Here is a 21,533-nt window from a genome sequence, read left to right as displayed (position 1 = left end):
GCATGATAGGTGCCTCCGGCCGAATACTGAGAGAGGATTCATATAAAACCATCTTATGGGAAAGCGTTGTTTCATATTACATCACTTGTTGTTTTTATCGGAAACCAATGCAGCAATCTTATCAAACGCTTTGGATTCATTTGAGCTTGACACCATTTGAATACCCATTTCTTGAATCCGCTTATACGCTTCATCCAATTTCGTTTGCAAATTCAAAATGGTTTCATTCGCCGTATCAAGCTGTGCTTTCAAATTGTCGCGCTCTGTTTCCAGAATGCGTCTGTCGGCTTCCACTTCCTTTTTGAGAACATTTTCGCGGATAGCCAGAACTTTTTTGATTTCGGCGTCGGCTTTTGCTGACGCTTCTTTCTTGACCTCTGCGATTTTGTCGGGAATGGCAGCCACTTCAGCTTCAAGCTGATCCATCTTCTGCTCCCGTTTTGCGATTTCGCTTTCACGCTCGTCCAGCGATTTTTTGTATGTACTCAACTCAGCGTTTTTCTGTTCGAGTTCCAAGTTAAATGCTTTGCGTTTGCTCGCTAACTCATCCTCTAGTTGGTCATACGCTTGTTTCTTATGTCTTTCAAAGTCGTATTTGAATTCTTCTTGTTCACGCTTCTGACTTTGAGCCAGTTTCTCTTTTTGCTCTTTGATGAGCGCCTCGTATTCTTCACGCGCCGACTTAATTTTGTTCGTGATCTCGTTTAGTTCGGCCGTTGCTTTCTCTTTGGCCTCAACCAATTCTTTTTCTTGTTCCAGCTTCAACTCTTGATGGGCGTTGACCAGCCCGGCGAGGGTATGAGCTTGCTTTTCAATTCCGAACAATTCCTTAAGCTCCGCCTCTTTGATGGCGATCGCTTCTTTGACGGTCTGGAGATTGGCCGTTTGCGTCTTGATGTCATCACTGATTTTGCTAAGCAAGCTAGTGACCGATTTTGACAGATCGGAGATTTTCTCTTCAATGTTCCCTTCCACGATATTGTTGGCTTTGGTGATCGTTTCCGCCGTTTTTTTCGCCGTCGTTTCCGCAACCGGATCTAGCTTTCCTTTCTCCAACTCAGCAATTTTCTTCTCCGCTTCACGGAGAGCCTTCAGGATCGTCGCTTTGGTGTCTTTCTCGGTGACTTTACGCATCTGGATTCTCCTTTTTGCTCAGAAGTGAAATTCATCCGCCGCAAGAGCTTTGATGTCTCGCGCTTATATTTGTATTCTACCATACGAACATATGTTTGTAAAGCGTCTCATACAAATTGAATTGGCCTCCCGTCCATCACTAAAAACAACCTTGATTGGCCAATAATATACTATAAACCAGTTTTTGCCCCCAGGCAGAAAGGTGATCCAAATGGACCTGTCCTATTTTTTTGATGCAACGCAAGTGCCGTCAGCCACGATCTATGCCTTCCTGCTAAACTTGGTGGGAATTCCTCTGTTCTTCATTGTGGCCGGATGGCTCATTACCCGCATGAAATGAACGAGGTATGCAATCAACTATGCTTGAACGCTTGTCTTTGACTGTTAAAGGAGGTTGAATAAATGAAACGGGCGAACCAAAACGAACCGCTAACCGACAACAGGGAAACGGAGTTGCCTGACCCGCTTAAACGCCTGCCAGACAGCGCTCCCACACCTATAGAACCAATCCCTCCCAACCTGCTCACTCCACCAGAGGAACCACCTCCGCTCGATCTACCTTGACAGACACGCACATCCTTGCTCCAAACGAAACAAAGGCGAGCATAAACTCGCCTTTGTCATCATTTTCGATCGTTGTTAAGGAATTAGCTTTGGCAGGTCAGGGATGGTTTGATTGCAGTCCCCCGCCAACGGAAGATTGCGGCAAACGTATTGGCCTGCACTATTTTCGGTGGCCGCCCCACTCGGTGCCGGTTGATGGACGCGTTGTTTCCAGAGCTGCCAGAGCATAAAGCCGTCATTGGCTTTACCTTTATACTTAATGTACTTGACCATCGTTTCGACGTTGTAGTATCGGGTAGCGATATTGTTCTGGCCTGTGAGCATTTCCGCATCGTAGACGGTACCAGGCGGCGCCTCCACTTCAAGTACTGCTCCGCCGGAGCCTTCGGGGGCGATTTCCATGCCGATATTGATGGGACCGTCATAGATGGCCCGATACGATTCGTACCCTTCACGCGGATCATAATAATCACCGGCATCATAGGACATCAGGTTGATGAAGTCGATCTTGTCACCATGGTCCTTTACCACGCGATACATGGTTCCGCCAAACGGCGAACCCCACTGCACTTTCCCTTCTTCAAACGGCGTGCCCTTGACATAATAAGCTCCGGTCGACCAACCAGCGATCGAAATCTTCAGATCGGCACCACGTGCTTGGATTTCATTGTAGAGGCTGGTGATGATCCAGGCAATCTCACCATCCTTGGTACAGCTGAACCGCTCTGCTTCCAGCTTGTTGCAAAGACTGCCACTGGATTCCCAGTCAATGTCGACGCCTGACGCACCCAAATCAAGCGCCAGGTCAACCACACGCGATGCGCTGAAGTTGGCCCATTGGCTACCTTGGCTATATGCCCAGCCACCAACCGACACCCAAACCTCTGTGCCGCGCGCTTTTAAGGCCGCGATGTTGTCACGCAAGTCACGTGCCTGTTGGGGAGTGAATTTCTTCTGTCCGTTGTAAGTGGTCGCCCCTTCGACGAATTCAAAGCCGGCGACGGCCTGATCGAATTCATATGAACCTTTTCGATAAGCGGTATCTGGTCTGGCAAAGGAAAGATTCACATTGGTGATGTAATTGGGGATATTAGCGGGCGTTAAATCGTAAATGCTTGTGTTCCATGTGCTGGCATAAGCCACATACCTGCGGGCCGGCTCATTGGCGCTTTCCTTCTTCAGCGGTGCCTTCACTTCATCACCGGATGCAGAGGCATGCAAGGGTGTAAACGTTGCCGGCGACAAACTAAAAATCATTGCCACGATGAGAAGAGTGATAACCGCGCCCCGTTTCCCCCTATTCTTGATGTTCATTTCCATCTCTCCTTTTTCAATCCACAAAAACAATCAAATATTCTGTATATTATTAGTTTAACGTATATTAGTATAGTTGTCTATACCATTATGGTTGCGCATTTGCCAATTACGAGAAACAAAAAAACCCGTTCCTTCATGGAGCGAGCCTTTGTATTCGCGAATATAAAAGTCATGTAACTACATTATTTATCTTTTCTAAAAATAAAATAAGTCACAAGGTGTGTTATTCCCACTAAGATATTTAAAAATATTAATATGATTATACCACTTGGCGAGGTAATGGGTTTCTCTACAAAGATATACTCAACCACAATCGTAGCTAAGTATGGAATCACCACCAACCATGGCTTTTTACCTTTACTTGCAAAATAGATCATGAATAAGGTGATTAAAACCACCAACACATAAGAAATAAATAGAAGCGACTTTGAAGATAGAATCATTTTTTCATCCTCTCATCATCCCCCCTCAACCAAGAGGGGGGATTTTCATTTACCAGTTATAACCTGAAAATACAAGCGTCCAATCCTGATCATGATCAACCCATTTCACATATCGATCATATGAACTAGTCGGACGGCTTGGATCAATTAACCAAGCATATGAGCCATTAGTATTGTCATATCCAGAACCGACCAACCAATGCCATTCTTCATCAATTAATGGGCTGTAGATTTTACCTGATAAAACAGCTACAGGAGCATTTCCATCAATATGCGCTTTATACGTACCGAAGTTTCCTTCCGCAGCAGGTCTAGAAACAGTCCATTTTCCAGGTGTATCATGTTCTAAATGTTTATCAAATCCATTTGCAAAATCTCCAGCCGTTGTTCCTATGATCGTACTACCAAATTCGCTATATAAATGATTGATTAAAGAGGCATGAGTACCATAGTAAGCGGTGCCCCTTACATTATAACCACGGCTGTCATAGTAATTCGTAATCATCGCAGCAGCTGTAGGACCACATGAAGAATTGGGATGCGAAACGCCACTGATATATTGACTAATTCTTGGAATATCCATTTTTTTTGCAGTAATAGCCAATGGCTTAATATTACTCTCATCTGTTAAAAGGCTATTCCATTCAACACTGCTTTCTTTGTAACTCGTAGGTATTTTCTTAAATTTGTGTTCTCTTTCTATTTCCTCAATAACTTGGGAATTTCCTTTTATTTTCTGTTTAACCCTTTTTAAAATCATATTTTTCTTTTCATTTGATTGTCTTTGCAAATCCTCTGTATCTATAGCACCCATGAATTGAAAAGGCCCAACATAATATACGTTTTTCCCTTCATCAAGCATTTTTTTGATATCCGTTGTATAGGAAGGATCATTCCCAAATTCAATAACCGGACCACGATCAGTAGAATCGGCTACAACCATATTACCCAATTCTTTCCCATTTTGTTCAGCTACTATATAATAGGCTACACGATTTCCTTCAAAGTCGTACAAATCTGTCAAGATCTCTAATTTTGCTCTTTGCCATTCATTTCTCATTTTTAAAAAGTTCCCACTGGCTTTCAGAGCATCTTTTCTACTGATTTCTTTTACAATATTGGTTTCAGCATATCCTTGATTAATGAACATAGATTGAGCAACAATAAGAGATAATGCAAAAACAACAAACATAATTTTTTTCATCATCGATCCCTCCTTTATGTATTTTCAAACACTTAATTATTATATTCTATTTCTATATAATTATAATAATAGATAAAATAAAGCAATATAAAATCATTAAGTTAATTTGCTGTATAAAAAAATGCCATATCCCTACTGCGATGAAAGACAAGGACTAATCAACGCCCCAATCTCTTAAATGTAATCCGCATTTCATCCATTCCTTTCTGACGATTCGCTACTAAATATGCTCTGATTTGATCTGCAAGCCGGTGTATTCTACGCACCACTAAAACCACACATTTCACTCGCTTGGCTGTCATATGAGAAAACATTCTGTCATTTGGCACCATCATCAGCATGGCTAATGTCTCATTGCGCAGTCAAATCAATCCCATGTCGTGTCCATCGGCAGCTTCGCGACCCATCCACTGTAAAAACAGCAAAGCATACGGCCATTCGCTGGTACCAAAAACTTGGATTTGATAAAACAGGTGTGTTTGAAGAAGTAATCTTCTCTTAAAAAACATCTTCACCATGCGATCAAAATTTTTTATTGACAGACACCATCCTCTCTCATATAATTCTATCTAAATTAAAAATCAAAATAGCATTTCATTTTCACATGCAATGAAGAGGTTAAGTAGACAAAACAACATCGTCAACAGAGAACGGCCCCATGGCTGAAAGGGCAGTACGATCGTTTTGTTGAAATTTCGCCTCGGAGCTTCGCGTTTGAACGGGAGCTTATCCCCAGTAGAATGCGACGAATGGCCATCGTTATCAGGCTGAGTCTCTTCAGACTAGTTGAGTCCGCCTGCCGTGAGGTAGACGGAGAAGCTGAGTGGTACCGCGAACCTGTCGCCTCAGCGATCATAGGGAAATCCCATTCCCTTGATCGTTGAGGCGTTTTTGCGTTTGGCGGTGCTGTGAGACGAGTGAGTCCATTTTCCGTGAGGAAGTGGAAGAGCTGAGTGGTACCGCGGTCCCCCCGCCTCAGCAATCAGGCGAATTGCGCCTGGTTGCCGGGCGGGGGTTTCCATTTTACATGAAAACAGGAGGGTTGAAATCGATGGACAGCCATAACAATCAATTGCGCAGAGGGTTGGATGAGCGACACATGCATATGATCGCTTTGGGCGGAGCGATCGGCACAGGTTTGTTTTACGGTTCTGCCACCACCATCCAAATGACAGGACCGGCGATCACCTTAGCCTATCTCATCGGCGGAGTCGTCATTTTCTTCATCATGCGCGCCTTGGGTGAAATGACTTTGGCAGAACCCGTCTCTGGCTCTATTAGCCATTACGCTGGACGATATATCGGACCGTTCGCTGGATTCTTGGCAGGATGGACTTATTGGTTTATGTGGATTATTGTCGGCATGGCCGAACTGACAGCGATCGGCACCTATTTCCAGTATTGGTTTCCCAGCGTGCCACAATGGGTGCCCGCACTCGTTGCTCTGGTGCTAATGACGCTGGTCAACTTGTTACATGTCAAAGCGTTTGGGGAGTTTGAATTTTGGTTCGCTTCCATCAAGGTGTTTGCCATTCTGGCCATGATGGGAGGAGGATTGTTCCTTATTTTCGGACCGATCGAGCATGGGCCCACTTCAACTGGAGTAGACAATCTGTTTGCCCATGGCGGTTTCATGCCGCACGGTTGGAAAGGCTTCCTGCTCTCCATGGTGTTGGTGTTCTTCTCGTTCGGCGGAGTCGAACTGGTGGGCATGACAGCCGGCGAAGCGAAAAATCCGCGCAAAAGCATTCCTGCCGCAGTGAATAAAGTGATCTGGCGCATCTTGATTTTTTACGTCGGCGCCCTGACAATCATGTTGATGCTCTATCCCTGGAATGAAATCGGCACCAAAGGCAGCCCATTCGTCATGATTTTTGATCAAATCGGCATACCTGCCACTGCCACCATCCTCAATATCGTCGTCATTACCGCCGCTTTGTCGGCTTTTAATAGCGGCTTGTTTAGCACTGGTCGGATGTTATACCACTTGGGATTGGAAGGCCAAGCCCCTCGCATATTCACCAAGTTAAACAAAGCCCATGCACCGCAACGGGGCATCCTATTTTCTTCCCTGCTCTTATCCGTTGCAGTGGTACTGAACTACCTTGTTCCGGAAAAAGTCTTTCTGTATATCTCATCCGTGGCGACGGTTGCCGTGATCACCAGCTGGGCATTAATCTTGCTCGCCCACTTGCGCTTTCGCAAAATGAGCCGTACAGAAGCATTCCACATGCCACTTTATCCTTATTCTTCGTATTTCGCATTAGCTTTTCTGGGGATTGTGGTCATCCTGATGGCTTATGTTGATTCGACAGCGATCGCTCTCATCGTGGCCCCCGTTTGGTATCTATTGGTATATGTTAGCTACCACGTGCGGCAACATATCGCGACAAAGCGGGAAAAGCCAGCCACAACCTCATAAAAGCACCAAAAACCTCCGCTTGACGATCTGCCAATTAGCGGAGGTTTTCACTCGCAGATTTTTCACATTTCGCTATGCCCAGATGAACGTGTAACCCGGGTGTCCAACCAAGCGAGGATATCCCGGTACACTTCTTCTTTGTTCGTTTCGTTTAACATCTCATGCCGCCCGTCCGGATACAATTTCAGCACCACGTCTTTGATGCCGATCTGCTTGAATAGCTGATAGGTTTTGCGCACCCCTTTTCCATTTTGCCCAACTGGGTCCTTGCCTCCCGACAGCAGCAATATGGGCAGTTCTTTGGGAATGCGTGCCAATCCCTCCGTTTCATCCATTTGTTTGATCCCTGTCAGCAAATCGCAAAAGAAATTGGTGGTGGGAACCTCCCCGCACAGCGGATCTTGCACATACTTATCCACTTCCTGCGGGTCACGGCTCAACCAATCAAACGGTGTGCGAGCAGGTTGAAACGGCTTATTGAAATTGCTGAAAGAAAGCGTGTTCATCAGCACACTTCTAGCCCTTTTCCCCCTGAGCCGAGATTCGATTTTGGCGATGAGAATGCCCAACGAACTCATCACCTTCCGACCTGCCCCTGTGCCGGACAAGATCAGCCCAGCCAGTTCCTCCCCATGTTGGTGGATGTAGGTTCGCGAAAGAAATGAGCCCATACTGTGGCCAAATAAAAATAGAGGGAGATTGGGAACTTCGTCCTTGATTAACTTGGTTAAACGGTACATGTCGTCAACTGCAAGCTCCCAGCCATTCTCATCGGCAAAATGCCCCAAGACTTCGCAATTCCCTGCCGATTTCCCTAGACCGCGGTGATCATTGGCATAAACATGATATCCAGCCTCGGTCAATGCCGCAGCAAAGTCGGCATATCGCCCTGAATGCTCCGCCATCCCATGGGCGATCTGGACAATTCCTTTCGCCTTGGATCGACTCACCCATCTGTTTACATGAATCTTTACACCATCTGACGAAGGAAATGTAAAAGAAACCGACTTCATCTTCTCAGAACCTTTCTTTGCGGTTATTTCAAAAGCCATCTGCTAGAAAAAGATCAGGAAGGGAATTCTATGTCTATTTGATTGGCTCCCTGTTCCATAGCAAATGGCTTTCGCAATAACATGTAGTATTAGTTATTACTCTTTTAACATAGCAAGTATTCGAAAAGTTGTGTAGAACCTTTGCCGAGAAACCCTTGAAATCTTCTTTATTTTGCGTACAAATTGGACATATTTGCTGCGGCATGCGCCCTCTCCTTTTTCTTCTAAAAACATATCTATATATCAATGGTAGATTTGATCGAAGCCGACCGGTCAAGTCTACTAAATATCATTTTCAAAAGGAGAGATTCGCATGTACAACGCTTACTTTTTCTGCTGGGAAGACCATCACCACAAAAAGAAGCATTCCAGCAAGAAGGGTGTCAATGTGAACAAAAACTCCAACAAAAACTCCAATAAAAACAACATCTACATTGACATCGACATCGATCTCCACAAAAAAGGCAAGAAAAAACATCATCACAAAAAACATCACCACAAAAAACACGACCATCACAAAAAACACGACCATCACAAAAAGCACCACTACTATCATCACTACGGCTATTAAGCCGGTTTCGTCAGACAGCCACCTCACTGGCTCGAGTGAGGTGGCTTTTTCATCATGCCCATTGTATCTAGCAAGACATTCATAATAAACCTGACAATAACAAAGACTATGCTTCATAGGAACATTTCACGCGTGGGCGGATAGAGGTGAATGAGGGTGTTTTTTCGATTCGGAAAAATAAATCGCAGACAAAAACGGGACACCCAGACAAGTGAAGCTTCTGTCTCCACCAAACTGGCCGAAAATGTGGACGCCTTGAAACAGCGGTTTGCTTCTTCCCCCGATTTGATCATCAAGGAGATGCGAAACGCCTCTGGACAAAAAGCTGTTCTAATATACTTGGAAAATCTGGTCGACAAAACGGCGATCAATGATCAAATCTTACGCCCCTTGATGATCGAAAATACAGCATTTGACCCAGACAGCATCCCTATTCACCAAACATCAACTACACGCGATATGGACCAAATCGAATCATCCATCTTTATAGGGAAAAGCGTGTTGTTGGTGGATGGGAAATCGTGGGCGATCATATTTAACACGCAAGGATGGCCGCAACGGTCCATCAAAGAACCCCAAGTAGAATCGACGCTCAAAGGTGGACACCAAGGCTTGGTAGAAACTGTGGGGATGAATATCGCCATGATCCGGCGTTACTTGCCCCACCGAGAGTTAATGTTGACAAAGACTCTTGTCGGGGAGCGGAGCCAAACCACCGTGTTCCTCCTCTATTTGCGTGACATTTGCCAACCGGAACTGGTAAAGGAATTGGAAAACCGGATCAATCGCATCAAAATTGATGCGCTGATCAACGCCGGGGAACTGGAGGATTATCTGGAGGATCATTGGTTTACCGTTTTTCCCCAGTTTATGCAGACAGAGCGGCCAGACACGATTGTCTCTCAGTTGCTGCAAGGGCGGATCGTCATCATCGCCGATCACTCCCCCGTAGCGCTGGTGGGTCCGATGAACTTCACCTCTTTCTTCCAAAACGTGGATGATTACAGCGCACGCTGGATTCTGGCTTCCTTCTTACGTTTCTTGCGTTTTTTCGCTTTCCTCATCGCCATCAGTTTGCCAGCGTTTTATATCGCTACCATCTCTTTTAACTATGAAATCTTGCCAATCGACTTGTTGATCTCCATCGGCATATCCAGGGAAAGGGTTCCTTTTCCTCCTTTGTTGGAAGCATTCATCATGGAAGTAACCATTGAAATGATTCGGGAGGCTGGTGTGCGACTTCCATCACCAATCGGACAAACTATCGGGGTGGTCGGGGGGATCGTCATCGGGCAGGCGGCGGTTCAAGCCGGTATTGTGAGCAACATCATGGTGATCGTCGTGGCATTGACAGCGATCTCTTCCTACATCATCCCCAACTACGACATGGCCTCGGCAATCCGCCTGATTCGCTTCCCACTGATGATCATCGCTTCGATGTTCGGGATGGTGGGTATTGCCATTGGGTTGATGATTCTTTCTATCCACATCGTGACGACCACTTCGTTGGGATACCCTTATGGTAGCCCGATCGCTCCCATCCGTCTCCCCGATTGGAAAGATACTTGGTACCGGGTGCCCTTGTGGAAAATGGATAAGCGCCCGATCTCAGCCGATCCCCGGCAAAGAAAAAGACAAAGCCACAGTGGAAAGAGTGGGAAGAACTGATGCAGATGCCGGAAAAGGGACAATTGTCACTAAGCCAATTTACATTCACCATCTATAAAACGCAAATCGGGATCGCCGTATTGTCAATTCCACGCGAGGTGGGGAAATTCGCAGGAAGGGACAGCTGGATTTCCATCCTCATCGGTTGGCTCATTACCATGGTCTTCAGCCTGTTGATCATTAACATAATGAAAAAACATCCCGACAAAACCTTATTTGACATCTTGCCCATCTATTTCGGGAAATGGTTGGGAGGCGCCTTCACCTTCTTGTGGGCGGTGTATGGCTTGTACGCTGCTTTCTCTACATTATACGCCACCCTGTTCCTGATCCAGGTGTGGATCTTGCCAAACACCTCCACCTTTTTGTTGTTTGTGCTTTTTTTGATCCCTGTGTACATGTTGTGCCGGCACGGCATCATCGCTATCGGCCACTACTCGGACTTTGTTTATTTGATCTGCTCGTGGATGCCGATGCTGCTTCTATTTTCAGTTCATCATGCGTACTGGCTCAATCTCTTGCCCATTGCCGTAGAAGGGTGGCTTCCGATTATCACCGGAGTCCAATCGACGCTTACCCCCTTTCTCGGATTTGAGATGGCTTTCGTCTTGTATCCTTACTTGCAAGAGAAAAAAAAGGCCACGAAAGGCATTTTGATCGCCTGTACCATGTCGATGTTGGTGTACTTGCTTGTAATCATCTTGGCAAATATCATCTTCAGCGACAGAGAAATACAAACGTGGATCTGGCCAACTCTGGCCTTGCTCAAACCGATCCAGTTCGCCTTTTTGGAGAGATTGGAAATCTTATTCCTCTCTTTTTATACGATCATTCAGTTGATGACCGTCATTCCATATCTATATTTGGCATTGCGCGGCTTGACGCAACTGACACGCAAGTCGACGTACCATCCTCTGTTACTCTTCATGGTGGCGGCCATCGCGATTAGTTCCCTTTTTTTGGACATGACCAATGAAAGGATCGAACAATTTCAGGATTGGCTTTCCCATGCAGGATTAATTATGTTCGGTTTTATCGCGTTTTTGTGGGCGGTCAGCCAATTGCGGCATCTGATCCAAAGGAGGAGAGCGATGTGAAACGTTGGGGTCACGCTATTCTCGTCTGCCTGTCGCTGTTGACCCTTACAGGTTGCGGTGACCAGCTTTATTTGGAAGACGCTGATATTCCGCTCAGTGTCGCGTTGGATATGGATGAAGAGGGAAAGATTATCGTTGTCACTTCTGCACCCGTATTTCGCGAAGAGGCGAATAAAAAAACGCATTTCGAGCAATCCACCGCCTTGTCGTTTCGGCAAAACAGAAAACTGCTCAATTCACAAAGCCAAGGAAACGTCATCTCCGGCAAAATCCAAAACCTGATCATCAGTAAGCAGATGTTGAAACGAATCAATGTCTTTCCTATTCTGGACGTGATTTTTCGCGATCCCAAAAGTGAAATCAACGCCAGAACGATCGTCGTGGACGGTTCGCTTGAAGATCTGCAAAACATCGCGATTCAAGACAAGGGCCGCTTGGGCATCGCCATCCGCGACACAATCGATGCGGCCCATCAAATCAGTTCGACCGTGCTTACCCGCGTGATTGATTTTCGCGGTCAAATGTTGGACAACCGGGTGACACCTTATCTCACGGAAATGCGCATCCGGGGACAAGATTACGCAATTACGGGCACCGCTCTGCTGAACAATGACGGGAAATACGCCACTTCCCTCAACCAAAACGAAAGCTCGCTTTTACTCCTGCTTCAGCACCGAACGGAATACCCCTTGCAGCTGTCGTTTACGGCTCCGCCCAACATGGCACCAAACAATCCAACGATATCCCAGATGAATGTGAGCCTGACAGTCAACCGGCACAAAATCAGCTCCGCTTATGCGAAAGGAAGGTTTCTATTTGAGTTTCAAGTGGATTTAACCGCCAATCTCTCTGAGCGCACCTTCCCGTTCGACATGAAAACCGAGAGAAGAAAATTGGAACAGGCCATTGAAAAGCAATTGCAGCAAAAACTTGAGCGCTTGATAACCAAAATCCAACATCACCGACTGGACCCGATGGGCTTGGGCCGGGTAGCGCAGGCGTATCATTATTCCATTTGGAAACAGGTACAAAACAATTGGCCGGAAACATTGGCCAAGGCCAATATCCGCGTAACCCCCCATGTCACGATCAAAAGCTATGGCATCACTTTTTAGCGTCTCTGGAATGGGGTCTTCCTTCGTCATCTTCCGATTGATACAGCCTTCCACCATCCGGCAATGGCTGGATGTCTGGGAAATAGTAACTCAGCTTGATCAGGAAATAATTTGTTTCACTAAAATGATGCTCCAAAAACCTTAACGTCGTTTTATTCAACACTTGCCGTTTGCGATATAAACGGGTAACCGTCTCCACATACCGGTAAAACCGCTTTACCACATCTGCCGTTTCATGGCCCAACAAAGCGAGGCGAGGGTATATTTCGGATTCAGAATAAGGGAACATAGCCATGGACTGGGCTTGCGACAAAAGGGATCTGAAAAGATTTCTGAATCGCTCGGATCGGGTGGCCACAATCGTTTCCAACGGATCAAGCATGTTGATCAACAGAATGGAATGCCCTAACTGATCGATCAACCACGTGTTTAACAGCGACAACAATGGCAAATGAGGGGGCTGTATCCCTTTCACATAGTACGAGAGCAAACGAATGTATTCCTTCGCTTCTAGCAAGGTTCCGTTAAAATAACTGGGTGACAGCGAAAGCACCACCTCGTTGTTGATTCGCCTCTTTTGCAATCCTTCCTCAAACTGGCAATAACGACTAGCCACCGCATACGCCCGTTGTGCAAACCCCACATTCGTGGGCGCATGGACTGGAGCATGGGGATCCATGCCAGAAAGCTCCGACAGCAGCTCGCAAAACTCATGCATAAAAGCGCAGGCTTGGGTGACCGCTTCCGTTTCTCCTGGTGACAAATTCTCATACACAAACAGCGCGTGTTCGTATAGAATTTGTAGCCAAAAACGATGTTCTTGCCACACGGTTAAGGACATATCGTTCCCCCACTCATAACCTTTTTAACTAACATATGGAAGCATGACCGTGAATATGAAAACATACTTGTCGCTTCCTCCGGCAGCTGCATACATGCGTGACGCTGAAACAACCCTAAATAGCTGACAAACCCTTTTGGGCATAAATAACAGGATCGACTTACTCCCGTGTCGATCCTGTTTTCTTTCATCCACTATATCGCCGGTTGGTTTGAAAGAAAGCGTTGTCTAATCAAGCCGTTTCGTCCCGTCGCACATCGTCCTTTTTTTGCCAATCGATGAAGAGAAAGAAGAGTAGGAAAACAGTGAACAAAGCGACGCCAAGCCATTCTAACTCCAATTCCGCCTGCGGTTTGAAATAGATGAACAGCTCATAAAAACCGATGCCGTAAGCAAGCAGCACAATCAACCATCCCATGGTAAGTGATACCCATTTGCTTGTTTGATCACTTCCTTTGAGGGAACGGTAGATGATGACGGAATCAAGTGTATCCGTGATCACCATACCCACTGTAAACGTCACGCCCAGCATGAGGGGCATCCACTCGGAATTATTGCCTGCGGCCAATGCCCAGACAGATGTTTGGCTCACCGTATCAGCAGCCAGAGCCAACACCCCGCCGATCAGGACGATCAGAAAGGGATTGCTGGTTTCTCGCAAAGAACGAGGAATCCATTTCCCTTTCACTCCTTGCGGTTGAAACGGCTTCTGCTTATTCGTCCATTTCAGCAGATTAAATATATTGAGAGTACCAATCGTTAACAAAGTGATAATGGACATCCAGGTAGCCACTTCATCAAAATAATCCGGAAAGGTGAACATCTGACTGACGACCCCAATGATGACAGCAACGCCAGTGACAACCAATCCATGCCCCAATGAAAAAAAGGTACCTACCCAACGAGCCCTGGCATTCCGTTTATGCCAATTATATCGCGTCAATCCATCGATGCAGGCCAGATGATCCGCATCCAACCCATGCTTCAGCCCCAACGCGAACACCAATGCAAACAACGACCATTCTCCCATCAGTCAATCTCCCCCTCGCATGGTATTCAACTAGGGCGTGTCTGATGAATAGGCCAGCGGCTCCAAAACCATTTTCTCATTCGCTTCACTTGTGCATCGGCGCTCCTCGAGAAAAGGTTTTTCCGCCACTTCTTTCCCACTAACTTGATTTGCCAGACACACTCTAGAATTCAATCCCCTTGACAGCGGACACACCGGCATCATAATAATGTTTCACCGGTTCGATCCGCGACACCAGATCAGCACGTTCCACCACTTCCGGCAAGGCGTTGCGCCCCGTCAGCACCAAATGCGTATGCTTCGGCCGCTGTTCGATCAAGGACAGCACTTCCGCCCGCGGCAAAACATCGTCGATGGAGAACGAAGTGATCGCCAATGCATTGTTGATTTCATCGAGAATAGCGACATCATACTCTCCGCTCATGACCCGCTCTTTTACCACCATCCAAGCCTCTGCCAATGCGGTGCGATGCTCTTCCGGTGTTTTGGTCCAAGTGAAGCCGACGCCCAGTGGTCGCACCTCCACGCCCAGTTTTTTCAGCGCCAATTGTTCACCGTAGGTGCGTTGCGGCGATTTGATGAATTGCCAAATCCCCACCCGTTGCCCCCGGCCCACCGCTCGCAAGGCGAGTCCCAGCGCCGCCGTCGTTTTTCCTTTGCCGTCCCCAGTATAAACCAGTGTCAATCCTTGCCGGCCGGCTTCAGCTCGCTCAGGCATATTCCCCACTCCTTTGTTGCCGGGCTTTTGTGCATTGTTGCAAAAAGCGAGCGGCTATGCGCGGATTGGAAACAAAGTGGAGGTGTGTGTACCCGGCCAACACGTTGGCTTGGGCATACCCTTCCTTCATCTCCCCTCGCCGTCCCTCACTTGTGTAAGCAAACGGCCAGGTCGATCCGGCCTCAGGCTCCAGCGAAGAGTAATGGAATTCATGCCCACGAACCGACTCGCCCTTGGCAAATAACAAGTTGTCGTCCGTGGCCCGCACTTCCCGATATCCCAATGCACTTAAGCGGTGTTGCATCCGCACACGACCGGGGATGAAGCCGACCATGGGATATACTTGCCCCGAAGTGGTTTCAATGGATCGCGCCAAATACATATATCCACCACACTCTGCAAACACGGGCTTCCCGTGCTGGATGAAACGACGGATGGACTGTTTGGCCCGTTCATTGCGGGATAAGCGTTCCGCAAACTCTTCGGGGAAGCCTCCGCCGATCAACAGGCCATCCGCTTCTTCCGGCACGGCTTCGTCAGCCAACGGGCTAAAATACACCAACTTCGCCCCCAATCGCTCCAATAACTCCAGGTTTTCTGGATAATAAAAATGAAAAGCAGAATCTTTCGCCACCGCCACCACCGGCGCTCCCGGCACAACAGGCACCGCATCCAGATATGAGGATGATGGCATCGATAGAGGAGGGGTATCTTGCGCAATCGCGAGCAAACGCTCCATATCCACACCTTGTTCGACCTTGTCAGCCAATTGGGCAAACAATTCCTCGCATTCCCCACGTTCAACCGCAGGCACCAGTCCCAAGTGGCGTTCCGGCAACGTCATCGACTCATCCCGGGCTAACCAACCCAATACCGGAATGCCGCATTCTTGCTCAATCGCCGCTTTCACCAACCGGTAATGCCCTTCGCTTCCCGCCCGGTTGGCAATCACTCCCCTAATCGCCACCTGGGGATTTAACCGCTGGTATCCTAACACAACCGCCGCCGCACTGCGGGCCATGCTGTGTACATTCACCACGAGGATGACTGGGCAGTCGAGCGCCATGGCAATCGAAGCGCTACTGCCTTGGTCGCTGAGCGGATCTTTGCCGTCGTACAACCCCATTACTCCTTCGACCACGGACAAATCAGCTCCGTCACTGCCGCGGATGAAACATTCGCGCATGTTCTCCTCGGTTAACATCCAGGTGTCCACATTGCGCGACACCCTACCTGTCACCGCCGTGTGGTAAGTAGGATCAATATAGTCGGGACCGCACTTGAACCCCTGCACTTTCAGTCCTCGGCGCCGGAAAGCCGCCATGACGCCCAAGGTGATCGTCGTCTTTCCTACGCCACTGCCTGTCCCGGCAATCAGCAATCTTGGCCGTTTCATCATCGTCTTATCACTTCCTTCACTGAGGGAAAAGGAACTTGGGCAATCGATATCGTCACATTGCCCGCCTTCTTTTTAGTGAGTAACCATTCTGTCGCTCCCGCCGACAAAAGAGCGGCAGGCTCACTGACACCGTAAGCGCCAGTGTAACGGTAAACGGTGGGGGAAGGGTCAGGCAAGGTGACCGTGTTGAGTTCATCCGGGGTGTACGTGTCCAAGCGCCAACCATATTTTCGGCAGACAGACAACAAACCCGGCTCTTCTTTTTTCAAGTCAATCGTCGCCACATTGCGGACACTGCGCAGAGAAAAACGCTGTTCGTTCAGCGTTTGCACGATCACATGCTCAATCTCTTCCGCCGACGTCCCCTTGTTGCACCCGATGCCCAGCACCAACACCTTGGGTCGGTAGAGCACCCCGTTATGCAAATAGCGCTGTTCTTCTTGTTCGTCCAAGAGGCGGTGCGTCACCACCAACGCCGCGTCAAATGGCGCTTGGTCGGCTTCTGCGCATGAATCAACCACGCGAATATGATCAGGCAACGGGCGGTCATAATCCCACCAGTACGGTTCCCCCGATTCCTGGATCACTGCAACCCGCTCTTCATTCACCACCGCTGCGCTCACTGGAGTAGCCTTGGCGAAGCATTCAATCTCCCAACCGAAAGAACGGCCAAACAAATCGACAGCAATCGTTTGCTGAACATCGGAAGCCGTAGTGATGACCGGCGTTGCCCCTACTTGGGCGGCCACGCGCTTCGCCAGTTCGTTGGCGCCACCCAGATGGCCCGACAACACACTGATGGCAAATTTCCCTTTGTCGTCCACCACCACGACGGCGGGATCTGTCTTTTTGTCTTGCAAGATCGGGGCAATCATGCGCACTACCGCACCTAAAGAGATGAACAGGACAATGCCGTCATACCGGCGGAACAAATCCGGAAGAATATGTTTGACTGAGCCTTGAAACAGCACAATCGACCGCGTCGCCTCATCTCCACGCGCAAACTTGTCCATATAGTAGACATCAGCCTGTTCCAACTGTTCTTGCAACCGGCGCACCATATGCACTCCGTGTTTGGTGATGGCCACGAAAGCAAGGGGTCGTTTCATGCACCGTCCACCCCTTTTCGAAACCCATGCGTAAACGTCTTATCGTACAGGCGAGAGCGAAACGCGCCCTCATCCGCCAACCGGGTTGGGTCCAAAGCCCACCCAGCCAAAATCATGGCATGACTGCGAATGCCTGCTCGGCGCATCTCCTCGTCTAAGTTACCGAGCGTGGTGCGGAGAATGCGTTGATCTGGCCAAGTAGCCCGTTGCACCACTGCGACAGGGGTTTCATCCGCCCAGCCGGCTTCCCGCAGTTCGCGCACCACTTTCTTAGTCAAGGTGGCGCTTAAAAACAGAGCCAGTGTGGCGTGATGGGCGGCAAGCGTTGATAACTTCTCACGCTCCGGCACGGGTGTCCGCCCTTCTGCGCGGGTCAGGATGACCGTTTGCGTCAATTCGGGGATCGTCAATTCCGCCCCCAAAACGGCCGCTGCGGCAAACACGGAGCTGACACCTGGAATGATCTCCACTTCAACCCCTTGCTTCTTCAACTCCACCATCTGCTCAAAAATTGCGCCGAATACGGCGGGGTCACCGGTATGTACCCGGGCCACGCTACGCCCTTGACGCACATAATCCACCATGCAATCAACCAATTGCCCCAACTCCATCCCTGAACTTGGCACAACGGTCGCTTCTGGTTTGGCTCTGGCGATCAAGGCTTCATTCACCAGTGAATCAGTGTACAATACCACATCGGCTGTCTCAATGATCCGCATGCCTTTCACCGTGATCAACTCAGGATCGCCGGGGCCCGCTCCCACGATATACACTTTAGCCGCCAACGCTGTCATTTCCTCACCACCATCAATGAAAGATATCCCAACTTCTTCCCTCTTAACTCCCGCACATCCCACCAGATCTGCTCCTCGGGCGAGCTCACTTTGCTCACCACCGCCGCCCGGTCATGCAGATCCAGTTCGTCCAGAATGTCGAGCAACAAGTCAAGCACTTTGGCCACTTTTAAAAACACCACGGCGTCATGCGTTTGTAGCACCTGTCGCATTGCTTCCCGATCCGCCGTCGCCGGTGCGATAACCACTTGCTCATCCCCATCCGCCAAGGGAAGGTGCAAGCGGGACGCAGCCCCATTCACTGACGAAATGCCGGGGATGGACATGATTTCCACTTGCGGATGAAGCTCCCGCATCCGGCGCCCCAGATGAATAAAGGTGCTGTACAGCATGGGGTCGCCCTCTGTCACGAAGGCGACATCCTTCCCCTGTGCCAGATGGAACCACACCGTCGCCACTGTTTGATCCCACTCTCGTGACAAAACGTCGGGATCGCGCGTCATCGGAAAAATCAAGCCAACCATCTCTTTTTCCTGGGCTTTTACATACTGCTCCACAATGGACAAAGCATAGCTTTTTTCACCCTTGCGTTTTTTGGGATAAGCGATGACCCGGGTTTCCTTCAACATGCGATAAGCCTTCACGGTAAGCAATTCGGGATCGCCTGGCCCTACTCCGATGCCAATCAGTTTGCCATAACGCGCTTCATTACTCATGTACATCCCCCTTTTTCCCATCCGGCCACCATGCAGCGATGACATATGTCGGATTGAGTGCGGCAAACCGGGTCATTTTCAAAATCGGCTTGCTCCGCGACACTTGCATTAGCGTCACCCGCACCTCCATGCCCGCCTCTTCCAAGCCGGCCAAAGCCGTCGACAGTGTTTCAATCGTGGCGGCATTGATAACCAATCGGCCACCTGTCCGCAATCGGGAACAGCACACTGTAAGTAGCTCGGACAGCTCTCCACCACTCCCGCCGATAAATATCGCGTCTGGATCAGGCAACTTGTCCAACCCTTGGGGCGCTTTGGCGTGAATGGCGTGGATGTCAGCGCGGAATTTGATGCAGTTCGTTTCGATGTTGGCCATATCCGCCTCATTTTTCTCAATTGCATACACTTGGCCGTGCGTCGCACGCTTGGCGGCCTCGATCGCTACTGAACCGGAACCGGCTCCGATATCCCAGACAACACTTTCTTTCTGCAAACGCATCTCTGTCAGGCTGAGCAGGCGAATCTCTTTTTTTGTAATCAGCCCTTTATCCGGTTTGCGCTGAGAGAAGGCATCATCATCCATACCCATGAACCAACGCTGGCTATGCGCCCCCTCCCGACGTTTTAAGATCACGATGTTGAGCGAGGAAAACTCTGCTTGTGCCAATGGCTCCAATTCCCACCAGCCCACCCGTTCATCCTTACCACCCAAATTCTCAGCAACAAACGCCTTGTATTCAGTCATGCCGAACCGCAACAAATAGTTGGCAATGGCCCCAGGCGTATTCTGGTCATCCGTCAGCAACGCCACCATATCCTGCCCGTCGATGCGTTGGGCCAAGCCGAACAATGGGCGGCCATGGAGGCTTTCTACCGGTACCCCTTGCCAACTTTCTCCCATGCGGGCGAATGCCAGCTGTAACGAACTCACATAGGGAAGAATCTCCACTCGCTCACCGCCGAGACGCCGCACCAGCAAGCGCCCAATTCCATAAAACAGGGGATCGCCTGAAGCGAGCACAACCACGCGCCGCTCCGCCATCTCTTCGGCAATGCGACCAATCATGCCCATGATGCCACCTCTGAGCACCCACTTTTCTCCCCCATGCTCGGGAAAATAAGCCAAATGGCGCTCTCCGCCAACCAAAACATCTGCTTCTTCAATCCATTTCCGGCAATGCGGGGGAAGTCCATCCTTTCCGTCCGCACCAATCCCAATCAGTTTCACCGTCTGTGCCACTCCATTCCGCCCTCCCCAACAGTTCACCCTTCATTTTCACTAACACCGTTTCAATCGTCAGACCTCCATCCACATGCTGCAAGCCTTGACGGCAGATCAACTGGCTCAACCGCGTGAAAAACGACATCCGCCCAGCTTCTTCCATCAGCTGGCCCGCGTGGGTCGCACTGTTGGCCTCACGTACCGCCTGCACCAAATCCGGAGAGGCTCCCACTTCCTCCGCCACCGCCGCCAAAAAATCAAAGTCGACCGCGGCACTTTTGGAGTGGACCATCATCACACCTTGGGCTACCTTGGAAAACTTGCCCATCATCCCCACCAAACTCACTCGTTCCACTCCGGCCCGTTTGGCATGTTTCAACGCAAACCCTACAAAATCGCCCATCTGGATAAAAGCTTCTTCTGGCAGATGCGGAAAACACTTCATCGCATGTTTTTCACTGCTACCACCCGTAGTCAACACGAGATGACGGCAACCATTGGCTTTGGCCACTTGGATCGCCTGCGCCACACTGGCCCGGTAAGCAGCAGTTGAGAACGGTACCACAATCCCCCGCGTACCCAAGATGGAAATGCCGCCGATGATTCCTAAGCGGGCGTTCAACGTTTTCTGAGCGATCGCTTCCCCTTCCGGAACAGAGATGACCACTTTGACGCCCCGATTCACGCCATGTTCAGCTAGCACCGCTTCTACCGTCTCCCTGATCATCCGCCGGGGCACCGGGTTGATGGCCGCTTCTCCTTCTGGAATCGGCAAGCCCGGCTTGGTCACCCGACCCACACCAACTCCACCGTCAATCTCGATTCCTTGTTCACGCAACCAGGTGACGGTGGAGACAATCGTCGCCCCGTGCGTGGCATCGGGGTCATCCCCTCCGTCTTTGACTGTACTGGCTCGCGCATGATTTTCATCCATCCGCACTTCATCTATGGCAAACACCGCCTCTTGACCGATCGGCAGGCGGATCGTCACCTCTCGGACGGCTTCTCCGGTGATCAACGAGAGCAAAGCTGCTTTGGTCGCCGCCGTCGCACAGGCCCCCGTGGTGTATCCTGTGCGGAGCGGCTTTTCTTCGCTTGCTGTCTGCGTTGACTTCAT

At 49.2% G+C, this 21,533-nt stretch carries 20 protein-coding genes and 1 other annotated feature; of the genes, 6 read left to right on the top strand and 14 right to left on the bottom strand.

Annotated features, from left to right (window positions below):
- Positions 1–81: 81 nt before the first annotated feature.
- A complete protein-coding gene (locus EDC32_RS05235) occupies positions 82–1,134 on the bottom strand; it encodes a coiled-coil domain-containing protein (protein ID WP_132220258.1) in 1,053 nt (350 codons plus the stop codon).
- Between the two features lie 211 nt (positions 1,135–1,345).
- Here EDC32_RS05235 and EDC32_RS16700 point away from each other — a divergent pair, with 211 nt between their 5' ends.
- Positions 1,346–1,474, top strand: a complete 129-nt coding sequence (locus tag EDC32_RS16700; protein WP_022738097.1) for a hypothetical protein — start codon at positions 1,346–1,348, stop codon at positions 1,472–1,474.
- A 62-nt stretch (positions 1,475–1,536) separates the two neighbouring features.
- On the top strand, positions 1,537–1,698 hold the full coding sequence (locus EDC32_RS16275; RefSeq protein WP_158283240.1) for a hypothetical protein: 162 nt from the start codon (positions 1,537–1,539) through the stop codon (positions 1,696–1,698).
- Positions 1,699–1,773: 75 nt separating this feature from the next.
- Here the strand turns inward: EDC32_RS16275 and EDC32_RS05230 are convergent, their stop codons facing one another.
- Both EDC32_RS05230 and EDC32_RS05225 read right to left on the bottom strand, forming a co-directional pair.
- Complete coding sequence (locus EDC32_RS05230; protein WP_246026849.1) at positions 1,774–3,012, bottom strand: glycosyl hydrolase family 18 protein; 1,239 nt, start codon at positions 3,010–3,012, stop codon at positions 1,774–1,776.
- Between the two features lie 495 nt (positions 3,013–3,507).
- Positions 3,508–4,665, bottom strand: coding sequence for a C39 family peptidase (locus EDC32_RS05225; RefSeq protein WP_132220257.1), 1,158 nt, complete (start codon positions 4,663–4,665; stop codon positions 3,508–3,510).
- A gap of 597 nt (positions 4,666–5,262) precedes the next feature.
- Positions 5,263–5,513 (top strand) — a binding site (T-box leader).
- A 200-nt stretch (positions 5,514–5,713) separates the two neighbouring features.
- On the opposite strand from EDC32_RS05225, the gene EDC32_RS05220 reads away from it, so the two are divergent.
- Positions 5,714–7,084: an amino acid permease gene (locus EDC32_RS05220; RefSeq protein WP_132220256.1), complete on the top strand. Its 1,371-nt coding sequence runs from the start codon at positions 5,714–5,716 to the stop codon at positions 7,082–7,084.
- A 62-nt stretch (positions 7,085–7,146) separates the two neighbouring features.
- Here EDC32_RS05220 and EDC32_RS05215 read toward each other — a convergent pair whose 3' ends face one another.
- A complete protein-coding gene (locus tag EDC32_RS05215; protein ID WP_246026848.1) occupies positions 7,147–8,034 on the bottom strand; it encodes an alpha/beta hydrolase in 888 nt (295 codons plus the stop codon).
- A 397-nt stretch (positions 8,035–8,431) separates the two neighbouring features.
- Positions 8,432–8,824: a hypothetical protein gene (locus tag EDC32_RS05210; protein WP_132220254.1), complete on the bottom strand. Its 393-nt coding sequence runs from the start codon at positions 8,822–8,824 to the stop codon at positions 8,432–8,434.
- Between the two features lie 33 nt (positions 8,825–8,857).
- Between EDC32_RS05210 and EDC32_RS05205 the strand changes: the two genes are divergently transcribed.
- Genes EDC32_RS05205 through EDC32_RS05195 form a run of 3 tightly spaced genes read left to right on the top strand, consistent with a single transcriptional unit; the run spans position 8,858 to position 12,587 of the window.
- Positions 8,858–10,375 (top strand): spore germination protein, encoded by a 1,518-nt coding sequence (locus EDC32_RS05205; RefSeq protein ID WP_132220253.1) that lies wholly within the window; start codon positions 8,858–8,860, stop codon positions 10,373–10,375.
- Complete coding sequence (locus tag EDC32_RS05200) at positions 10,375–11,472, top strand: GerAB/ArcD/ProY family transporter (protein WP_132220252.1); 1,098 nt, start codon at positions 10,375–10,377, stop codon at positions 11,470–11,472. Before EDC32_RS05205 ends, EDC32_RS05200 begins: the two co-directional genes overlap by 1 nt.
- Entirely contained in the window at positions 11,469–12,587 is a 1,119-nt protein-coding gene (locus EDC32_RS05195) for a Ger(x)C family spore germination protein (protein WP_158283238.1), read from the top strand. The genes EDC32_RS05200 and EDC32_RS05195 overlap by 4 nt, the downstream gene beginning before the upstream one ends.
- Here EDC32_RS05195 and EDC32_RS05190 read toward each other — a convergent pair.
- The 9 genes from EDC32_RS05190 to EDC32_RS05150 form a co-directional block, all read right to left on the bottom strand.
- Positions 12,577–13,428 carry a DUF2935 domain-containing protein gene (locus EDC32_RS05190; RefSeq protein WP_132220250.1) on the bottom strand — a complete coding sequence of 284 codons (852 nt, stop codon included), beginning with the start codon at positions 13,426–13,428 and terminating at the stop codon, positions 12,577–12,579. The two genes, EDC32_RS05195 and EDC32_RS05190, sit on opposite strands and share 11 nt — an antisense overlap.
- A 232-nt stretch (positions 13,429–13,660) precedes the next feature.
- Positions 13,661–14,458 (bottom strand): HoxN/HupN/NixA family nickel/cobalt transporter, encoded by a 798-nt coding sequence (locus EDC32_RS05185; protein WP_132220249.1) that lies wholly within the window; start codon positions 14,456–14,458, stop codon positions 13,661–13,663.
- 163 nt (positions 14,459–14,621) lie between these two features.
- Positions 14,622–15,176, bottom strand: coding sequence for a cob(I)yrinic acid a,c-diamide adenosyltransferase (gene cobO, locus EDC32_RS05180; RefSeq protein ID WP_132220248.1), 555 nt, complete (start codon positions 15,174–15,176; stop codon positions 14,622–14,624).
- Positions 15,169–16,575, bottom strand: coding sequence for a cobyrinic acid a,c-diamide synthase CobB (locus EDC32_RS05175; protein WP_132220247.1), 1,407 nt, complete (start codon positions 16,573–16,575; stop codon positions 15,169–15,171). Before EDC32_RS05175 ends, cobO begins: the two co-directional genes overlap by 8 nt.
- Positions 16,572–17,684 (bottom strand): cobalt-precorrin 5A hydrolase, encoded by a 1,113-nt coding sequence (locus EDC32_RS05170; RefSeq protein ID WP_132220246.1) that lies wholly within the window; start codon positions 17,682–17,684, stop codon positions 16,572–16,574. Before EDC32_RS05170 ends, EDC32_RS05175 begins: the two co-directional genes overlap by 4 nt.
- Positions 17,681–18,478 (bottom strand): precorrin-4 C(11)-methyltransferase, encoded by a 798-nt coding sequence (cobM, locus tag EDC32_RS05165; RefSeq protein WP_132220245.1) that lies wholly within the window; start codon positions 18,476–18,478, stop codon positions 17,681–17,683. Before cobM ends, EDC32_RS05170 begins: the two co-directional genes overlap by 4 nt.
- Positions 18,475–19,194: a precorrin-2 C(20)-methyltransferase gene (gene cobI, locus EDC32_RS05160; protein ID WP_132220244.1), complete on the bottom strand. Its 720-nt coding sequence runs from the start codon at positions 19,192–19,194 to the stop codon at positions 18,475–18,477. The genes cobM and cobI overlap by 4 nt, the downstream gene beginning before the upstream one ends.
- Positions 19,187–20,434 carry a precorrin-6y C5,15-methyltransferase (decarboxylating) subunit CbiE gene (gene cbiE / locus EDC32_RS05155; protein ID WP_132220243.1) on the bottom strand — a complete coding sequence of 416 codons (1,248 nt, stop codon included), beginning with the start codon at positions 20,432–20,434 and terminating at the stop codon, positions 19,187–19,189. Before cbiE ends, cobI begins: the two co-directional genes overlap by 8 nt.
- Entirely contained in the window at positions 20,355–21,533 is a 1,179-nt protein-coding gene (locus tag EDC32_RS05150) for a cobalt-precorrin-5B (C(1))-methyltransferase (RefSeq protein WP_132220242.1), read from the bottom strand. The genes cbiE and EDC32_RS05150 overlap by 80 nt, the downstream gene beginning before the upstream one ends.

Source organism: Laceyella sacchari, from assembly GCF_004343255.1.
Lineage (GTDB): Bacteria > Bacillota > Bacilli > Thermoactinomycetales > Thermoactinomycetaceae > Laceyella > Laceyella sacchari.
The sequence above is the reverse complement of the archived record's forward strand: the minus strand, read 5'-3'. Positions and strand labels throughout refer to the sequence as shown.

Excerpts from the sequence above, each read along its gene's own strand:
- EDC32_RS05235 (WP_132220258.1), bottom strand. The coding sequence starts at position 1,134 with ATGCGTAAAGTCACCGAGAAAGACACCAAAGCGACGATCCTGAAGGCT.
- EDC32_RS16700 (WP_022738097.1), top strand. The coding sequence starts at position 1,346 with ATGGACCTGTCCTATTTTTTTGATGCAACGCAAGTGCCGTCAGCCACG.
- EDC32_RS16275 (WP_158283240.1), top strand. The coding sequence starts at position 1,537 with ATGAAACGGGCGAACCAAAACGAACCGCTAACCGACAACAGGGAAACG.
- EDC32_RS05230 (WP_246026849.1), bottom strand. The coding sequence starts at position 3,012 with ATGAACATCAAGAATAGGGGGAAACGGGGCGCGGTTATCACTCTTCTC.
- EDC32_RS05225 (WP_132220257.1), bottom strand. The coding sequence starts at position 4,665 with ATGATGAAAAAAATTATGTTTGTTGTTTTTGCATTATCTCTTATTGTT.
- EDC32_RS05220 (WP_132220256.1), top strand. The coding sequence starts at position 5,714 with ATGGACAGCCATAACAATCAATTGCGCAGAGGGTTGGATGAGCGACAC.
- EDC32_RS05210 (WP_132220254.1), bottom strand. The coding sequence starts at position 8,824 with ATGAAGCATAGTCTTTGTTATTGTCAGGTTTATTATGAATGTCTTGCT.
- EDC32_RS05205 (WP_132220253.1), top strand. The coding sequence starts at position 8,858 with ATGAGGGTGTTTTTTCGATTCGGAAAAATAAATCGCAGACAAAAACGG.
- EDC32_RS05200 (WP_132220252.1), top strand. The coding sequence starts at position 10,375 with ATGCAGATGCCGGAAAAGGGACAATTGTCACTAAGCCAATTTACATTC.
- EDC32_RS05190 (WP_132220250.1), bottom strand. The coding sequence starts at position 13,428 with ATGTCCTTAACCGTGTGGCAAGAACATCGTTTTTGGCTACAAATTCTA.
- EDC32_RS05185 (WP_132220249.1), bottom strand. The coding sequence starts at position 14,458 with ATGGGAGAATGGTCGTTGTTTGCATTGGTGTTCGCGTTGGGGCTGAAG.
- cobO (WP_132220248.1), bottom strand. The coding sequence starts at position 15,176 with ATGCCTGAGCGAGCTGAAGCCGGCCGGCAAGGATTGACACTGGTTTAT.
- EDC32_RS05175 (WP_132220247.1), bottom strand. The coding sequence starts at position 16,575 with ATGATGAAACGGCCAAGATTGCTGATTGCCGGGACAGGCAGTGGCGTA.
- EDC32_RS05170 (WP_132220246.1), bottom strand. The coding sequence starts at position 17,684 with ATGAAACGACCCCTTGCTTTCGTGGCCATCACCAAACACGGAGTGCAT.
- cobM (WP_132220245.1), bottom strand. The coding sequence starts at position 18,478 with ATGACAGCGTTGGCGGCTAAAGTGTATATCGTGGGAGCGGGCCCCGGC.
- cobI (WP_132220244.1), bottom strand. The coding sequence starts at position 19,194 with ATGAGTAATGAAGCGCGTTATGGCAAACTGATTGGCATCGGAGTAGGG.
- EDC32_RS05150 (WP_132220242.1), bottom strand. The coding sequence starts at position 21,533 with ATGAAGTCAACGCAGACAGCAAGCGAAGAAAAGCCGCTCCGCACAGGA.